The sequence below is a fragment of the Acidipropionibacterium jensenii genome (assembly GCF_005890135.1).
GTDB classification, from domain to species: domain Bacteria; phylum Actinomycetota; class Actinomycetes; order Propionibacteriales; family Propionibacteriaceae; genus Acidipropionibacterium; species Acidipropionibacterium jensenii.
Genome location: NZ_CP040635.1, coordinates 1867068 through 1882991, shown reverse-complemented (window position 1 = coordinate 1882991; position 15924 = coordinate 1867068). Strand labels below are relative to the sequence as shown.

The 15924-nt window shown below is 70.4% G+C and carries 15 protein-coding genes; 4 read left to right on the top strand and 11 right to left on the bottom strand.

Features of this window, described 5'->3' with window-relative positions; all coding sequences use genetic code 11:
- Window positions 1-5: 5 nt before the first annotated feature.
- The 3 genes from mptB to groES all read right to left on the bottom strand — a co-directional run bounded on the left by mptB (window position 6) and on the right by groES (window position 3564).
- Window positions 6-1520, bottom strand: a complete 1515-nt coding sequence (mptB, locus tag FEZ32_RS08340; RefSeq protein WP_138680397.1) for a polyprenol phosphomannose-dependent alpha 1,6 mannosyltransferase MptB — start codon at window positions 1518-1520, stop codon at window positions 6-8.
- Window positions 1521-1659: 139 nt separating this feature from the next.
- Window positions 1660-3255 (bottom strand): chaperonin GroEL, encoded by a 1596-nt coding sequence (gene groL, locus FEZ32_RS08335; RefSeq protein ID WP_028702856.1) that lies wholly within the window; start codon window positions 3253-3255, stop codon window positions 1660-1662.
- 12 nt (window positions 3256-3267) lie between these two features.
- The gene (groES, locus tag FEZ32_RS08330; RefSeq protein ID WP_028702855.1) at window positions 3268-3564 is read right to left on the bottom strand and encodes a co-chaperone GroES; all 297 of its coding nucleotides are present in this window, start codon (window positions 3562-3564) and stop codon (window positions 3268-3270) included.
- A 264-nt stretch (window positions 3565-3828) separates the two neighbouring features.
- Between groES and FEZ32_RS08325 the strand changes: the two genes are divergently transcribed.
- Complete coding sequence (locus tag FEZ32_RS08325; RefSeq protein WP_028702854.1) at window positions 3829-4479, top strand: SIMPL domain-containing protein; 651 nt, start codon at window positions 3829-3831, stop codon at window positions 4477-4479.
- Window positions 4480-4594: 115 nt separating this feature from the next.
- Here the strand turns inward: FEZ32_RS08325 and FEZ32_RS08320 are convergent, their stop codons facing one another.
- Entirely contained in the window at window positions 4595-5794 is a 1200-nt protein-coding gene (locus FEZ32_RS08320) for a THUMP-like domain-containing protein (protein WP_028702853.1), read from the bottom strand.
- Between the two features lie 22 nt (window positions 5795-5816).
- Complete coding sequence (locus FEZ32_RS08315; protein WP_097798464.1) at window positions 5817-6302, bottom strand: NUDIX hydrolase; 486 nt, start codon at window positions 6300-6302, stop codon at window positions 5817-5819.
- Between the two features lie 335 nt (window positions 6303-6637).
- On the opposite strand from FEZ32_RS08315, the gene amrB reads away from it, so the two are divergent.
- The 3 genes from amrB to amrS are packed head-to-tail and all read left to right on the top strand — an operon-like array spanning window position 6638 to window position 9206.
- On the top strand, window positions 6638-7480 hold the full coding sequence (amrB, locus tag FEZ32_RS08310) for an AmmeMemoRadiSam system protein B (RefSeq protein ID WP_097798463.1): 843 nt from the start codon (window positions 6638-6640) through the stop codon (window positions 7478-7480).
- Window positions 7477-8079 (top strand): AmmeMemoRadiSam system protein A, encoded by a 603-nt coding sequence (gene amrA / locus FEZ32_RS08305; RefSeq protein WP_028702850.1) that lies wholly within the window; start codon window positions 7477-7479, stop codon window positions 8077-8079. The genes amrB and amrA overlap by 4 nt, the downstream gene beginning before the upstream one ends.
- Window positions 8076-9206: an AmmeMemoRadiSam system radical SAM enzyme gene (gene amrS / locus FEZ32_RS08300; protein ID WP_138680396.1), complete on the top strand. Its 1131-nt coding sequence runs from the start codon at window positions 8076-8078 to the stop codon at window positions 9204-9206. Before amrA ends, amrS begins: the two co-directional genes overlap by 4 nt.
- Window positions 9207-9727: 521 nt before the next feature.
- On the opposite strand, the gene FEZ32_RS08295 is transcribed toward amrS, so the two are convergent.
- The 6 genes from FEZ32_RS08295 to tsaE form a co-directional block, all read right to left on the bottom strand.
- Window positions 9728-11059, bottom strand: a complete 1332-nt coding sequence (locus FEZ32_RS08295; RefSeq protein ID WP_028702562.1) for a C1 family peptidase — start codon at window positions 11057-11059, stop codon at window positions 9728-9730.
- Window positions 11060-11181: 122 nt separating this feature from the next.
- The gene (locus tag FEZ32_RS08290; RefSeq protein ID WP_138680395.1) at window positions 11182-12300 is read right to left on the bottom strand and encodes a hypothetical protein; all 1119 of its coding nucleotides are present in this window, start codon (window positions 12298-12300) and stop codon (window positions 11182-11184) included.
- Between the two features lie 206 nt (window positions 12301-12506).
- Window positions 12507-13550 carry a tRNA (adenosine(37)-N6)-threonylcarbamoyltransferase complex transferase subunit TsaD gene (gene tsaD / locus FEZ32_RS08285; RefSeq protein ID WP_028702563.1) on the bottom strand — a complete coding sequence of 348 codons (1044 nt, stop codon included), beginning with the start codon at window positions 13548-13550 and terminating at the stop codon, window positions 12507-12509.
- Window positions 13543-14184 (bottom strand): GNAT family N-acetyltransferase, encoded by a 642-nt coding sequence (locus FEZ32_RS08280; RefSeq protein ID WP_138680394.1) that lies wholly within the window; start codon window positions 14182-14184, stop codon window positions 13543-13545. The genes tsaD and FEZ32_RS08280 overlap by 8 nt, the downstream gene beginning before the upstream one ends.
- A complete protein-coding gene (gene tsaB / locus FEZ32_RS08275; protein WP_138680393.1) occupies window positions 14185-14916 on the bottom strand; it encodes a tRNA (adenosine(37)-N6)-threonylcarbamoyltransferase complex dimerization subunit type 1 TsaB in 732 nt (243 codons plus the stop codon).
- Complete coding sequence (gene tsaE, locus FEZ32_RS08270) at window positions 14916-15869, bottom strand: tRNA (adenosine(37)-N6)-threonylcarbamoyltransferase complex ATPase subunit type 1 TsaE (RefSeq protein WP_071161695.1); 954 nt, start codon at window positions 15867-15869, stop codon at window positions 14916-14918. The genes tsaB and tsaE overlap by 1 nt, the downstream gene beginning before the upstream one ends.
- Between the last annotated feature and the right edge of the window lie 55 nt (window positions 15870-15924).

Sequence of the window (15924 nt, the reverse complement as noted above, 5' to 3'; positions counted from 1 at the left end):
GCCGCTCACATGCCCGTCACGGAGGGTCCGGCCGCACCGGACGGCCCGGTCGCGGTGCCGCTGCGCGCCGTCCCGGGAGTGGACCCGCGCAGCTGGTGGGCGACCAGGTTCAGGCGGGACCGGACCGGGGTCCACCACCGGCAGGCCGCCGCCGCCAGGGCGGCCACCGGCAGGGCCAGGAAGGGGGAGGAGAACCACTGCAGGAAGCACAGGCCCGAGCCGATCAGTCCGGCGGCGGTCAGCGCGGCCAGCCAGCGGCGGCGCAGCGGGATCAGGGCCACCAGGACCAGCGGCGGAATGAGGTACCAGGGCTGGAGCCCGGCCCCGCACAGCGCGAAGGCGGTCATCACCGCGGCCTGCAGGACGATCGGCCGGCCGAGCGGTCCGGACCCGCCCCGACGCCCCGGCACCGGACCCCACCGGAACCAGCACCACACGATCGCCACCGCGGTGAGCACCAGGCTGACGGCGGTGGCGATCGGCACCATCGCGGCGATCGGCACCCCGCCCCAGCCGATCATCTGGACCAGCAGCGCGATCGGGGAGTCACTGGTCACCGAGGCGGGACTGCCGGCGGTGGAGTTCAGCCAGCCCAGCCCCAGCCCGCCGATCGAGGAGATCGCCGCGAAGGCGGCCACCGCCGGCACCGCACCCACCAGAATGCGCCCGGCCAGCGGACCCCAGCCGTCCCTCGCGCCGTCCTTGACGGCCTGCCGGTGCACCAGAGCGACCAGCCCGATGCCTGCCAGCACCCCGGGCTGCTTGAGGGTCCCGGCGAGGCCGACCAGCACTCCCCCGACGACCAGCCCGAGCCAGGGTCGGGAGGCCCGGGCCAGAGCCAGGCCGGCCCACAGGGCGCACAGCGCCACCGCCAGTTCCAGACCGTCGTTGTGCATGCCGCCGACGATGTTGAGCAGCACGAAGGGGTTGGCCACGGTGAGCCACAGGGCCGACTGTGGGTCGGCCCCCAGGGACCGGGCCAGCCCGATGACGGCCGCGGCGAGGAGCACCATCGCCAGCATCGCCGGGATCCGCATCGCGACCGCCGCCCAGTACGTGTGGTCGCGGGCCAGCGCCGTCATCGCCGCCTGGATCCACAGCGAGCCCGGCGGGTAGACCGCGGTGGTGCCGCTCCAGTGGTCGTCCACACGCGCGGCGAGCTGTCCGGCCTGGGACTGGGCGACCAGGTACGGATTGTGTCCGTGCCGCAGCAGCCAGCCCTGGGCGGCGTAGGCCCAGCCGTCCAGACTGAGCACCGGGCGGGTGGGCAGCAGCGGCACCGACCAGACCGCCGCCGACAGCAGTCGGTGGGAGCGCAGCACCGCCGAGCGCAACCATGCTGCCAGCAGCAGCACCAGGCCGAGCAGACCGGCCAGCCAGGGGCCGATCTCCATTCCGGCCGGATCGGCGGGATGGCCCGGCGCGGCATCGGTCCACGCCCACCAGGAGATCAGTGCCGACCCGAGCAGGCCGACGACCAGCACCTCGCCGAGCCGCAGTCGGCGTGAGGTAACGGTCATCGGGGTCCTCTCGGTCACGGTGGCACCACCATATCCGGGTCCTGCCCGGACGCAGTTCGGCCCCGGCACCCTGGGGTGCCGGGGCCGAACGTGCGCCTGAGGCGCTCAGCTCATGCGCTCTGTCGAGCGGGGACTGAGATCACTTCTTGTCGTCCTCGTCCTCCGGCTTGTCCACCACGAGGGTCTCGGTGGTGAGCAGCAGGGAGGCGATCGATGCGGCATTGGCCAGCGCGGAGCGGGTGACCTTCACCGGGTCGATGACGCCGTCGGAGACCAGATCGACGTACTCGCCGGTCTTGCCGTTGTAGCCGTGTCCGGGCTCCATCTCGGAGACCTTCGAGACGATGACGTATCCGGGCTCTCCGCCGTTCTCGGCGATCCAGCGCAGGGGCTCGCGGACGGCCTTCTCGACGATCTTGACGCCGACCAGCTCGTCGCCGGTCAGGTCCAGTCCGTCGGACAGCACCCGGGCGGCGTGGATGAGGGAGGAGCCGCCACCGGCGACAATCCCCTCCTCGATCGCTGCGCGGGTGGCCGAGACGGCGTCCTCGATGCGGTGCTTCTTCTCGTTGAGCTCCACCTCGGTGGCGGCACCCACGCGGATGACGCACACCCCGCCGGCCAGCTTCGCGATCCGCTCCTGGAGCTTCTCGCGATCCCAGTCGGAGTCGGAGGCGTCGTACTCGGCGCGCAACTGAGCCACGCGACCGGCGACATCCTCCTTGGCGCCGGCACCGTCGACGATGGTCGTGTTGTCCTTGGACACCACGATCTTCTTGGCGCGGCCCAGAACCTCGAGGCCGACCTGGTCGAGCTTGAGCCCGACCTCGGGGGCGATGACCTGGCCACCGGTGAGGGTGGCGATGTCCTGGAGCATGGCCTTGCGGCGGTCGCCGAAGGCTGGGGCCTTGACGGCAACCGAGTTGAAGGTGCCACGGATCTTGTTGACGACCAAGGTGGACAGCGCCTCCCCGTCGACGTCCTCGGCCACGATGAACAGCGTGCCCTTGGCGGCGATGACCTTCTCCAGCAGCGGCAGGAGGTCGTTCATCGACGAGATCTTGCCGGAGTTGATGAGGATGTAGGGATCCTCGAGGACGGCCTCCATGCGATCGGAGTCGGTCACCATGTACGGGGACAGGTAGCCCTTGTCGAACTGCATGCCCTCGGTGAACTCGAGCTCGGTGCCGAAGGTCTGGGACTCGTCGACGGTGATGACACCGTCCTTGCCGACCTTGTCGAAGGCCTCGGCGATGAGCTTGCCGATCTCCTGGTCACGGCTGGAGATGGTGGCGACATTGGCCATGTCGTCGGTGGTCTCCACGGCCCGCGAGATCGACTTGAGCTCGGCGGTGACGGCCTCCACGGCCTTGTCGATGCCGCGCTTGAGACCCACCGGGTTGGAACCCGAGGCCACTGCGCGCAGGCCCTCGTGGACCAGCGCCTGGGCCAGCACGGTCGCGGTGGTGGTGCCATCACCGGCGACGTCGTTGGTCTTGGTGGCGACCTCCTTGGCGAGCTGTGCGCCGAGGTTCTCGTACGGATCGGCGAGGTCGACCTCCTTGGCGACGGTGACGCCGTCGTTGGTGATGGTCGGTGCACCCCACTGCTTGTCAAGGACCACGTAGCGGCCCTTGGGGCCGAGGGTCACCTTGACGGTGTCGGCGAGGGTGTCGACGCCGCGCTCAAGAGAGCGACGGGCCTCCTCGTCAAACTGAAGCTGCTTGGCTGCCATGTACTCAGTGCCTCACTTCTCGACAACAGCAAGAATGTCACGAGCGTTGAGGAGCAGGTACTCCTCGCCGTCGTACTTGACCTCGGTGCCGCCGTACTTGGAGAAGATGACGATGTCATTCTCCTTGACGTCCATCGGCACCCGGGTGCCCTTGTCATCTACCCGACCGGGACCGGCGGCGACGACACGGCCCTCCTGCGGCTTCTCCTTGGCAGTGTCCGGAATAACCAGTCCGGAAGCAGTGGTCTGCTCGGCCTCGAGAGGCTGGACGAGGACACGGTCCTCGAGCGGCTTGATCGTGGTTGCCACGTCAATACCCCTTTCATGATGAAGACGAATCGTTGAATGCCACTCACCAGGGGTTGCGAGCCCCGAGCTGTGAACCGGGCCGTCGACGTCGCGGGAGTCATCGGTCCGCTGGCACACCCCCTTGGGGAGTGCCAACAAGAAAAATACACCGGCGTTAGCACTCCTTCAACCCGAGTGCCAGACGACGGGGGCCGGGGCGCTGTCGTGGCGAGGTGGTTCGCCGTGTCTGGTGACGCGGCGCCCCGGCACCGGCAGAATGCAGCCATGATGATCACCCTGGCCGGATCCTTCGAGATCAGCCTGCCCGCCGAACGAGGCATCGTCCATCTCACCGCCGGCGCCGAGGGCAGCGACCGACAGGCCGTCGCCCAGCAGGCGACCGACATCACCGAGGCGCTGCGCCGCCAGCTCGTCCAGCTCCGTGACTCAGGAGTGGCGACCTGGTACTCGGTGGATGCGCAGACCACCGCGTCGTGGCGCCCGCACCACAACGACGGGACCGTGCTGCCGCTGCACCACCGGGCCAGTACGCCGGTCGCGGTGAAGTTCAGCGACTTCGCGGCACTGTCGGACAGCTGCGCCCGGTGGGCCGAGACCGCCGGACTGTCGATCGACCGGGTGGACTGGGCGCTGACCACCGCGACCCGCGACCGGGTCCGCGACGAGGTGCTCACCGGGGCCCTGCACGATGCGGTTCACCGCGCCGAGGTGCTCGCATCCGCCGCCGGACAGGCGGATCCACAGGTCATCGCGATCGCCGATCCCGGCCTCCTGGACCGCGTCTCGGCGGGATCCGACCAGCCGGGCCCGGTCGCTGCCCTGGCCCTTCGGGGAGCCGCCGGAGGCGGCTCGGTTGAGCTGTCCCCCGCCGACATCACCGTGTCCTCGACGGTACACGTCCGGTTCCAGGTCTGAGCCGCCCACTCCGGAGCGCCTCGACCCGGTGACCGGGAAGGTTCGACGCGATTGCCGGGCCCCGGTCCATCACCCTCTCGGCCACTGGGCCGTGGTGCGACGCGGTGGCCGGGGATCAGCCGGTGATCCGCTCGGCCACCAGTGCGCGGGCTCCGTGCCCCGTCGGGGTGAGGATGAGGGTTGCCGCGCCCCGACCGGAGGGACGCAGTCGTCGTCGCAGCGCGGCCGGGTCGACGTCGACGCCGCGCTTCTTGATCTCCAGCCTGCCCACCCGGTGCTGACGCACCCAGGTCCTCAGGGCCCGCTCCTGGAGCGGGAGTTCCTCGATCACTCTGAAACAGGTGAGCCAGGGGGAGGGCGTCGGCGTCGCGGCCAGCAGATAGGCCACCCCGGGAGCGGGCAGGTGCACCGGCCGACCACCGGCGGCGGCGCGCATCGCCCTGGCGCGGATCACCGCCGGATGCGGCTCGGCGAGGAACTCGCCGACGGGCCCGGTGCCGAGCTCGGTCTCCCCGCCGGGCAGGGCGATCGCCGGTTCGGGAGTCTCCCCCACCAGAATCGCGGTGTGGCCGGGCCGCGTCCGCCCGGGCGCTGCCGGACCGGCCCACAGGGTGGCCTCCACCAGATCGTGACGGTGCCCCACCCAGGTGACCGCGACGGCCTCGGGAAGGATCTCCCTGGGCACCCCCGGACCCAGCTTGACGACGGTGGAGACCCCCCGCCCCACCGCGGTCATGTCCATCACGAAGTCCCAGGCGGGTCGGATGTCCTCGACCCGCCAGCTGCGCCCCCGTCCGGTCCGCCTCGCCGGGTCGAGAAGGATCGCGGTGTCCGGGCCGGCGCCGGCCAGCAGATCGGCGGCCAGCTCCTCGGCGTCCCCCTCGAGGACCCTCGCCCCGGGAAGGTTGTGGCGGGCGAGCACCGCCAGGGCGGGGTCGATCTCCACGGCAGTCACCTCGAGGCCCAGATCCAGGCAGGCCCTGGCATCGGCCCCGCAGGCGCAGCCCAGATCGATCACCCGGCGGACTCCGGCGTCGGCCAGCTGCCCGGCCCGCCACCGGGAGACCGGTCCACGGGTGGCCTGCTCCAGCCCGTCGCGGGTCCACAGCATCGAGTCGGCGTCCTGGCCGATCTTGGCCAGTGCAGTGGGCCTCAGCGATGCCTGGTCCAGGGCTGCGGCCGCCAGCTCGGGAGGCATCCATGAGCGGAGCCGTTCGGCCGCCGACAGGGCATCGGGGTCGCGTTCGGCCCGGGCCGCGGCCAGCGCCTCGGCCCCCTCCGCAGACACCAGTCGACGCGCCACCGCAGGATCCATGGTCCTCAATCTACGGGCGGGGTCACAGCAACGAGTAGCTCCACCCGGTCGGTCGCCCGTCGTGGTAGGGGATGCAGCCGTGGAACTGGTTGACCTGCGGGTCGAAGACCAGTGGCAGGAAGTACCGGTCCCCCTCCCACATCGGCAGCTCGGACAGCTGGTCGATCCGCTGCCAGCTCAACGGCCCCTCGGCGTTGGCGTCTGGGATCTGGCCGTGCCAGGAGTCGATGACGAAGACCAGACCGAAGTGGTCCGAGCCGTCCTTGCCGAAGCCTGGCCAGGAGACCGTGCCGCGCAGCCTCATGGCGTCGACCTCGATGGACGCCTCCTCGCGCAGTTCCCGGCGCATCCCGGCGGCGACGTCCTCCCCGGGCTCGACCTTGCCGCCCAGCCCGTTGTACTTGCCGAGCTGGTCGTCGTAGGAACGGGCGACCCGGTGCACCATTAGCACCCGTTGCCCGTCGGGGTGGAGCACGAATCCGAGGGTGGTCAGCACCGGAGTCATCATGGTCCCCAGTCTGCCCCCGGGGTCGAGGGTGGCTGGTGCGGGCAGCGATGCGGGCGGCGTCCGGGACAGGGCCGTGAGCTCAAGGGGCCGGGTGCAGGTTGGACGCGCTGGGAGGGTGCCTACTCTGGGATCAAGGGATTCGAGTCCTGCGCGACACACCGCACACCGCGTGGTTCGCACACCGCGTCCTCCCCGCACACAGTCGGATACGCACGGTGTCGGACAGGCACGGTGTCGACCGCGCTGCCACCGGCACAGGTGGTCGCCCGCGCGAGCAGCACCGACCGCGTCACCGCCGACGTCCGCCGCAGACCCGACCCGCACGAGGAGGACCGATGAGTCGAGCACTGTGGACCGACCGACCAGGACCTGTCACCCGCCCGCCCGCGGTGGCCGGGATGTTCTACCCCGCCGATCCCGGGGAGCTGGCAGCCTGGATCGACGGCGCCCTGAACCGGGCCGCGGCGATGCCGGTGCCCGAGGGGGTCGACCCCGGTCGGGTCCGGGCACTGGTCGTCCCGCACGCCGGGTACGTCTACTCGGGGCAGACGGCCGCCCGCGGATACGACCTGCTGAGACGACGTGAACCGGACCGCCGGCCCCGTCGGGTCGCGGTCCTGGGGCCGACCCACCGGGTGGGGATCCGCGGCCTGGCACTGCCCCGGGCAGACTTCATGGCGACGCCGCTGGGCAGCTGCCCGATCGATCCAGCGGGTCTGGAGGAGTTGGCGCAGGTGCGGATCAACGCGGCCACCCACGCAGAGGAACACTCGATCGAGGTGCAGGTGCCCTTCATCCAGCGGATCCTGGGCGATCTGCCGATCGTCCCGCTGGCCGTCGGGCAGGCCGAACCGCAGGAGGTGGCCGAGGTGATCGAGTCCCTGGTAGCCGATCCGCAGACACTCATCGTCATCAGTTCCGACCTGTCCCACTATCACCCCCACGACGTCGCCAGACGGCTCGACGACCAGACGATCGCCCGGGTGCTCGCCGGCGACGACTCCATCGAGCCCGACCGGGCCTGCGGCTGCCGCCCCCTGGACGGTCTGCTCCACGCCGCGCCCGGACTGGGCTGGAGCGCCCACCTGCTGGCGGCGTGCACCTCCGGCGACACCGCCGGGGACCGGTCGCGGGTGGTCGGTTACGCCTCCTTCGCCTTCACCGAGGAGGACCGATGAACACCCCCGTCGCGGGAGCCTCCGAGAACTCCTCCGGTCTGCCCGACGACGCCGGAGGCTGGCTGCTGCCGGCGGCCCGAGCCGCCATCGCGGCACACCTCGGCGAGCCGGTCGAGACTCCGGAGACACCGGCCTGGGCCCGTCGGCCGGCGGCCTGCTTCGTCACCCTCACCACCGGCGGCAGCAGTCACCCCGCTCTGCGCGGATGCATCGGGACGCTGGCGGCATGGCGACCACTGGCCGAGGATGTCTGTGCCAATGCGGTGGCCGCGGCCACCCACGACCCCCGATTCCCAGCTGTCACCAGCGCGGAGCTTGCGGGGCTGCGCGTCGAGGTCTCGGTGCTCTCGGCAAGCGCCCCGATCCGGTTCGCCAGCCAGCATCAGCTGGTCTCCAGGCTGCGGCCGGGAATCGACGGCCTGATCCTGGAGTGGGACGGCTATCGCGGCACCTTCCTCCCACAGGTCTGGGACCAGATACCGGACCCCACCGAATTCCTGAACCGACTCAAGCAGAAGGCGGGTCTGGCCCCCTCGTGGTGGTCCCGGGACGCCACCGTGAGGCGGTACACCGTCACCGCCTGGCAGGAGGAACCATGACCATCCCATCGACCTCCCGGTCTCCCGCCGCCGGCGCCGACCGGCCGGACGCGCCCGCCCCGCTGGGCGGCGACCCGGCGCACTGGTGGCACACCACCGAGGACGGCAGGGTGGAGTGCGAGCTGTGTCCGCGGCACTGCCGGTTGCGGGAGGGGCAGCGCGGATTCTGCTTCGTGAGGGTGAGGCACGACGACCGGCTGGTGCTGGACACCTACGGGCGGTCCTCCGGATTCTGCCTCGACCCGGTGGAGAAGAAGCCTCTGGCCCACTTCCACCCGGGCACCTCGGTGCTGTCGTTCGGGACGGCCGGGTGCAACCTGGCCTGCAAGTTCTGTCAGAACTGGGAGATCTCAACGTCGCGCCAGTGGGACACCCTGGCTGCCGAGGCCTCTCCCCGAACCATCGCCGAGACCGCCCGGGACCTGGCGGCGACCAGCGTGGCCTTCACCTACAACGACCCGGTGATCTTCGCCGAGTACGCCATCGACACCGCCTGGGCGTGCCGCCAGGCAGGGGTTCAGCCGATCGCGGTGACGGCCGGCTACATCTCTGAAGAGGCCCGGCCGGCCTTCTTCGCACCGATGGCGGCGGCCAACATCGACCTCAAGGGATTCACCGAGCAGTTCTACCGCCGGGTGACCGGTGCACGACTGGAGACCGTTCTGGACACTCTGCGCTATGTGGTCCACGAGACCGATGTGTGGACCGAGATCACCACCCTGGTGATCCCGGGGTTCAACGACTCCGACGAGGAGCTGACCCGGCTCTCGCAGTGGGTGGCCGGGGAGCTGGGCCCCGATGTGCCTCTCCACTTCTCGGCCTTCCATCCCGACAACAGGATGCGCGATGTGGCCCGCACCCCGGTCTCGACCCTGCGCAGAGCACGAGAGCTGGCGCGGGCGGCCGGGCTGCACCACGTGTACGTCGGCAATGTCCACGACACCGATGGGGACACCACCTGGTGCCCGGGTTGCGGGACCGCCCTCATCGTGCGCGACTGGTACCAGATCCTGTCCTACCGGCTGGGCCCGGACGGCCGTTGCCCCGACTGCGGAACTCCGATCCCGGGGCGCTGGGAGGAGAGCCCCGGGGACTTCGGCAGGCAGCGGATCCCTGTCCGGATCTGAGCTCCCGCCCCCTCCTTCGAGGGGGTTCGGGGCCCTGTCCTCCAGAGGACCGACCCCCAGGAACCTCCCCAGAGGACCGACCGACATCCAGGAACCTCCCCAGAGGACCACACTCACCCAATCTGCTCCGGGTGGCCTCCTTCTCGTCCGTCGCCATGGCCTGGTTCTCACGCGTCGTCGACAGCTTCCTTCTCGGCTGTCATGTGTGCGTCAGACTTGGGAGTTGCCAACCTGTCCCCGCCATCCGTTGATCCAGGTGCTCGGAAGTCCCACTTCACTGGGGCCGAGTCTGCTGGGAGCGCCCGCCGCGATGAGATCTGCCACAGAGGAGCCACCACGCGGATAATCCACATGCCGACCCAATTTCTGGCAGAACTCGTTCAGGGGGCCGCCCGGGGCTGGTATGAGATCTGCCACCACGGAGCCAGCAGCTGGACTATCCAGTCGCCGACCCTGTGGTGGCAGATCTCATCAGTACCCGGCGCGCCAGGCATCCGTACCCGGACCCGGGGCCGGCGGGATCAGGCCAGGGCATCCCACTCGGGCAGCACGATCGGCTCGGTCTGCCACTGCTGCCGGATCTCCTCGCTGACCCGCTCCGGGGCGACCACGACCTGGAAGACGTACTCGTCGAACCAGGAGTCGTTCATCGTGAAGAACCCCTTCTTGCCGACCTCATCTCCCCAGGAGTTCTCGACCCGCCAGCGCCGAGGCTCCCCATCGACCAGATCCACCCCGACCAGGGTCATCGCGTGGGTCGGCCCGGTCTCACGGCCGCGCATCCGATCGGCCTTGGTCATCGACATGTCGATCCCGTAGAGGCCGTTGTAGTCGTGGAGGTTGGCATCCCAGATGCCACCGGTCCGGTCGAACTGCTGCTTCACGTCACAGGTGAACCAGACCGGCTCACCGTCGCGGATGGCGGCGATGGCTGCCTCTTTGAGGTCCTTGATGTCCGCGGTGACGTGGGCGTAGGGGGTTCCCCCCTCCATCAGCGGGGTGTGGTCGATGACGTACTTGCGACCGACCGGGTTCTCCGTGCGGGGGTCGTGTCCGACCGTGAGGTACCCGTCCAGCGACTCGGGTGCGTACCTGGCCGCGAACTCCAACGGCGTCAGTCGACCCTCGGAGTGGAACTTCTTGTCCTTGTCCCGGTACTGCCAGGTGAAACTGGTGGGCGGGGTACCGAGGTGGATCGCCAGCACCCGGTAGACATCGGCGAGCGCCTGGCGGTGCTCCTGCTGAATGCGCTCGGCGCGCTCCCGGCCGTCGGAGTCGGTGATCTCGACCCGGATCCGCAGCACGGCGCGGCGCAGCACCTGAGCCAGCGCCCGGTTGAGCTGGTCGGTGTTGCCGGCCGACTCGGTGTCGGGCATCGCCCAGACCGGCACCAGACCGTACTTGCGCACCAGGTCCAGGAACTGCGGCCAGTACCCGCCGTCGCCGGAGACATCCTCCAGGATGTCCCGAACCTCCTCCTCGGCAGGGTCGTGATCAGCGGTGGCGATCGCCCGCACCAGGGTGTGGTTGGCCTTCTCCAGCTTGTCGTGGAAGGCGATGAAGTTCTGCGAGAACTCGAAGTTCTCGAGGTTGAGGTCCTTGATCATCCTGGCCCGCAGCACGTTGAGACCGGCGAACTCCCAGCACCGTCCCGAGTGCTTCTGATTGGTGACCGTCCAGGCGTCCAGTCGCTCGCACACCGAGTCATCGGTCTGGTTGACGATCCGCCGGTCGAGGCTGACGGTGTCGGCACCGGTACCGGTCACGGCATTCTGGACAATCCGGGCAGTCGGGTCGTCGTCGAAACTCTGCCCGCACTCGGCGGCGAAGGACGGTTCGAGGATTGAGGTCATCGATGCATCTCCAGGCGGTTGCTCGCCCGTGACCCACTCACAGGCGCTTCCTCACTGTGCCACGCCCGCGCACGGATCGACAGCGGGACCCCCGCGACATCTGCGACCCGCAGCCGGACGGATCAGATGAACTGGTCGGCGAAGGCGGTCGCATAGCTGTAGTTGAGCCCCACGACATCGCGGTCGTCGGTCATCGTCACTCTCACCGCGGCCGCGTTGCGGAAGAACAGGCACTCCAGGGAGGTCTGGGACTGGATGTAGCAGACCGCGTCCCGGTAGTAGTACATCGACCGGTTGGACGGGAACAACGGGCTGGCGTCCCGGACCCCCTCGCGCGCCGCGACCGTCACGGTGCGGCTGGCCTGGGTGCCGACGCCGCGGTACGTGAGACTCACCGAGGCGTCGTCGCCGCGCCGGGTGACCTGAGTGGCTCTGGAGTCCAGGATCAGCAGGTTCACCACCGGGCTGAACGACGAGGTCCGCTTGATCCGGCCGGATCCGGAGGTGATGCCGGAGGGCCGCTGGCCGATGGTGGGGCCCGGCTCGGGGGTCGCACCGGTCCGGCCGGAGGGGCCGGTGCGCGGACCGCGGCCGTCGGTGGGGTCGTTGGCCACCGTGTCATCGCCGCCCGGATCGGACTCCCCGGGGTCGCTCTGGGTGGGGTCCGCCCCGGTCGGGAAGACGTCGGAGGGGTCGGTTCCCGGAGTCTGCGAACGGGATGAGGCCGAGGTGCTCGGGGAGGCGGCGGGACCGGCGGCGGGCCGGTCACGGTAGGCATTGAAGAGCAGGGCTCCGCCCACCACGACCAGGACCAGCACCGCGGCGATGATCCCGAAGACCAGTGGAAGCCGGGATCTCCTCGACCCGCCCGAGGATGGCGGCTGGTGGGGCGGCCCGTACCCTCCTGGAGGTCCGTACTGGCCGGGTTGGCCAGGCTGGACGTACTGGCCAGACTGAGCGGGCTGGCCGTACTGGCCCGGTTGTCCGTAGGGGGCGTAGTCGCCAGGCTGACCCGACTGAGCGGAGGTGCCGGACGGGTACTGGCCGGGATACCCGGACGACCCCTGTCCGTACTGGCCCGGCTGTCCGGAGGTGCCGTGTCCGTACTGGGACGGCGTCGGGTGGGAACCGGGCTGCTGGAAGGAGGGACGGTCGGGCGGTGGCCCCGACTGATCCCGCGGACCGTTGGCCGGCCACCAGTTCCGGCCCGACCCGTCGGGACGACCCGGATTCTCGGTCATGGTGGCTCCATCGTCTCGCAGCGCAAGGACTCGTTCGGCGATTCTTTCAGGGTAGGGGTCAGCGCCGAAAGCCCAGTAAAGGACCAGCGGGTCGCGCCGGCCTCCTCAACTGCATTCATCCCGGACTTCAAATCCCTCGGACTGCAAACCCCTCGGACAGCATCCCTCCGGACGGCATCCTCCCCGGCTCCGGCCCCCGCCGGGCCTCAGACCAGAACCCTGGTGACCGGCAGTCCGGAGTCGGCGCTGATGTCCATCGCCGAGGGCCTCAGCCCGGCCTTGACGACCTGGACGCCGAGAGCGGCGATCATCGCCCCGTTGTCGGTGCACAGCCCGGGTCGGGGACGCCGCAGCTCCACCCCGGCGTCGGCCATCCGTTCGGCGAGGAGTGTGCGCAGCCGACTGTTGGCCGCCACTCCACCGCCGATGAGGAAGTGCTTCAACCCGTAGTGGCCGCACAGATCGACGGCCTTGGCGGTGAGCACATCGGCGACCGCCTCCTGGAAACTGGCGGCGACGTCGTTGATCGGCACCTCTCGGCCGGCCTGCTGCTCGGTCTCGACCCACCGCGACACCGAGGTCTTGAGCCCGGAGAAGGAGTAGTCGAAGCGGTGCTTGGCCATGTCGTGGCGGGCGGTGAGGCCGCGCGGGAAGTGGATGGCGGTGGGGTCGCCCTCGGCGGCGGCCCGATCGATCACCGGGCCACCGGGGTAGGGCAGGCCGAGCAGCCGTGCCACCTTGTCGTAGGCCTCGCCCGCGGCGTCGTCGATGGTGGACCCGACCTCGGTGATACCGTCGGCGATCGAGGTGACCGACAGCAGGGAGGTGTGGCCCCCTGAGACCAGCAGCGCCCCGCAGGGCATCGGCAGGTCGCCGTGCTCGAGCAGGTCGACGGCGACATGGCCGGCCAGGTGGTTGACGCCGTAGAGGGGCTTGTTGAGCCAGCCGGCCAGGGCCTTGGCCGCCGACAGGCCGACCACCAGGGCTCCCATCAGTCCGGGGCCGGCGGTCACCGCGATGCCGTCGACCTGGCTCAGGTCGATGTCGGCCTTGGCGACCGCCGCCTCCAGCACCGGGACGACGGCCTCCAGGTGGGCTCTGGAGGCCACCTCGGGAACCACGCCTCCGAAGCGGATGTGCTGCTCCATCGAGGAGGCGACCTCGTTGGCGAGCAGGTCGTTGCCGCGCACGATGCCGATGCCGGTCTCGTCGCAGGACGACTCGATGCCCAGGATGAGCGGTTCAGACATGTCTCTCCTCGTTGCTGCCAGCGGTGCTGGTGGTGTCGTCGGCGCAGGACTCCAGTGATGCCGACATCACCAGGGCGTCCTCGCCGGTTCCGTAGTAGTGGTTGCGACGCGCGATCTGGTCGAATCCGTGGGACCGGTAGAGAGCCAGGGCCGCGAGATTGTCGGGGCGGACCTCCAGCAGGATCTGGCGTGCGCCGCGGCGGGCGGCCCAGCCCATGCCGTGCCTCAGCAGCCGGCCGGCCATCCCGGCTCCCCGGGCGGCGGGGACCACCATGATGCGGTCCAGGTCGCAGGAGTCGATGACGTGGCTGAAGTCGGCGACCGCACGGGGACCCGTGCGATCCTCCTCGATGAGCACCAGACGCCCGGTCGTGGGGGTAGCCGCCTCCTGCCGGGCCGAATCGGTGCCGACTGCCCCCGAATCGGTGCCGGACGGCCCCGAGACGGTGCCGGAAGCCTCCGGATCGGTGTCAACTGCCACCCGGTGATGGACCCGGTCATTGCTCTGGAGCTCGGAGCGCCAGGCGGCGCGGCTCCAGGCCTGCCGGTCCCCGGCCTCCCTGGTCCCGAAGCAGGCGCGCTCGACGGCCATCACCTGGTCCAGGTCCTCGGGACCAGCCTGTCGCAGGGTCATTCAGCGTGCCTGACGGTTCTTCATCGCGGCGGGCAGCCTCAGCCGGGTGGGGGTGAGGGTGGCCTTGCGGGTGGTGGGGACGACGGCGTCGGGGTCGCGCAGGTAGAGGGGCTCGATGCCGACATCGGGCAGCTTGGTCCAGTGGGCGGCCAGCACACCGGCGTCCAGGACCTCGGGAGCCCCGGCAGCGGCCTCGAGTCCGCGGGCGGCGCATCCCGGTCCGCCCACCGGGACGCCGGCAGGCAGAGTGTCGGGGGCGCCGACCTCGGGACCCTCCAGACGGGCGCCCTGTCCGTCGTAGCGGGCCCAGTAGAGCTCGTGGCGTCGGGCGTCGGTGGCGACCACGAAGCCGTCGGCCGGGGCCGAACCGAACTCGACCCACTGGAGGGCCAGGACGTCGAGGGAGCAGACCGGGTGGGGCTGGGTACCGCCCAGGTGGGCCAGTACACGGCCGGTGACGATACCGACCCGCAGGCCGGTGTAGGGGCCGGGGCCCACCCCGACCGCGATCTGGTCGATCTGGCCGACGGCGATTCCGGCCTGCCCGCAGGCCTGCTCGACCAGCGGCATGAGCTGCTCGGCGTGGGCGCGCGGGTTGTCGTCGCGCAGGCTGATCACCTGGTCGCCGCGGGCCAGGCCGACGCACACCGCCGTGGAGGTGTCCACCGCCAGGGTCCAGCCGGATCCGGCCCGGTCGGTGCCGAGATCTGATTCGGCCTGAGATGCAGTCATCACTGTGCTTCCTCGCTGCGGGCCGGCGTGTCGGGGCCCTGGTGGTCCGGGGCGTCCGCGGGCCGGGCGGCCTGGCGCAGGACGCCGAGGTCGACCCCCTGCCAGCGCGGGCCCACGGGTTGGATGTAGAGGATCCGGGTGTCATCGGCGGGGTCCCCGGAACGCTCGATGTCGATCTCCAGGTAGGAACCCTCGAGCTCCTCGGCGATCCCAGCCCCCCACTCGACGACGGTGACCGACTCGTCCATCGTCTCGTCGAGATCCAGATCGACCAGCTCGGCCAGGGATCCCAGCCGGTAGGCGTCGACGTGGACCAGGCCCGGCCGTCCCTCGGTTCCGGCGTGGCGTCGGACCAGGACGAAGGTCGGTGAGATCACCGGCCCCTGGACGCCGAGTCCGGCGCCGATTCCCTGGGTGAGGGTGGTCTTGCCGGCGCCCAGATCACCGGAGGTGAGAATCAGGTCGCCGGCGTGAAGAATCTGCGCCAGCGCGACGCCGAGGGAACGCATCTCCTCGGTGGTGGCGGCCTCCAGCCGGATCGGCAGGGTGCGCACCAGGTCGGCCCCGTCGGCGCGGTAGCCGTGCTCCAGCAGGTCGGCGCGCAGTGCGGCGCGGTCCATCGGGTGGTCGCTCCAGCTCTTGACCCGCAGATCGTGCGAGCCGAGATCGGTGGCCAGCTGGGCGGCCCCCTCGAGGAGGTCGCGCTCGACGTCGAGGCGCTGCGCACCGGGTGCCACCAGGATGGCGTGCACCGCGGCGCGACCGCCCTCATCGACCAGGCGCAGCAGCCCGACGGGCCGGCCGCCGGCCTCGGCAAGGACACAGAGGTCCTCGTCGAGCCAGCGGGCCACCTGGTCGGTGAGCTGCTGCTCGCCCAGTGCCTGCGCCAGCGCGGGGGCGTCGGAGGGGTCCCCGACCCGCAACTGTCGTGACTCGGTCTCAGTGGTCTCCACGATCTGCCAGCCTAACCCTTCAGGTCACGGCCCTGCAGGCCGTTGACTCCTCGAG

Bases quoted from the DNA above. Each gene is read 5' to 3' on its own strand.
- tsaB (WP_138680393.1), bottom strand. From the start codon at position 14,916: ATGACTGCATCTCAGGCCGAATCAGATCTCGGCACCGACCGGGCCGGA.
- tsaD (WP_028702563.1), bottom strand. From the start codon at position 13,550: ATGTCTGAACCGCTCATCCTGGGCATCGAGTCGTCCTGCGACGAGACC.
- amrS (WP_138680396.1), top strand. From the start codon at position 8,076: ATGACCATCCCATCGACCTCCCGGTCTCCCGCCGCCGGCGCCGACCGG.
- FEZ32_RS08295 (WP_028702562.1), bottom strand. From the start codon at position 11,059: ATGACCTCAATCCTCGAACCGTCCTTCGCCGCCGAGTGCGGGCAGAGT.
- amrA (WP_028702850.1), top strand. From the start codon at position 7,477: ATGAACACCCCCGTCGCGGGAGCCTCCGAGAACTCCTCCGGTCTGCCC.
- mptB (WP_138680397.1), bottom strand. From the start codon at position 1,520: ATGACCGTTACCTCACGCCGACTGCGGCTCGGCGAGGTGCTGGTCGTC.
- FEZ32_RS08280 (WP_138680394.1), bottom strand. From the start codon at position 14,184: ATGACCCTGCGACAGGCTGGTCCCGAGGACCTGGACCAGGTGATGGCC.
- FEZ32_RS08325 (WP_028702854.1), top strand. From the start codon at position 3,829: ATGATGATCACCCTGGCCGGATCCTTCGAGATCAGCCTGCCCGCCGAA.
- groL (WP_028702856.1), bottom strand. From the start codon at position 3,255: ATGGCAGCCAAGCAGCTTCAGTTTGACGAGGAGGCCCGTCGCTCTCTT.
- FEZ32_RS08320 (WP_028702853.1), bottom strand. From the start codon at position 5,794: ATGGATCCTGCGGTGGCGCGTCGACTGGTGTCTGCGGAGGGGGCCGAG.
- amrB (WP_097798463.1), top strand. From the start codon at position 6,638: ATGAGTCGAGCACTGTGGACCGACCGACCAGGACCTGTCACCCGCCCG.
- FEZ32_RS08315 (WP_097798464.1), bottom strand. From the start codon at position 6,302: ATGATGACTCCGGTGCTGACCACCCTCGGATTCGTGCTCCACCCCGAC.
- FEZ32_RS08290 (WP_138680395.1), bottom strand. From the start codon at position 12,300: ATGACCGAGAATCCGGGTCGTCCCGACGGGTCGGGCCGGAACTGGTGG.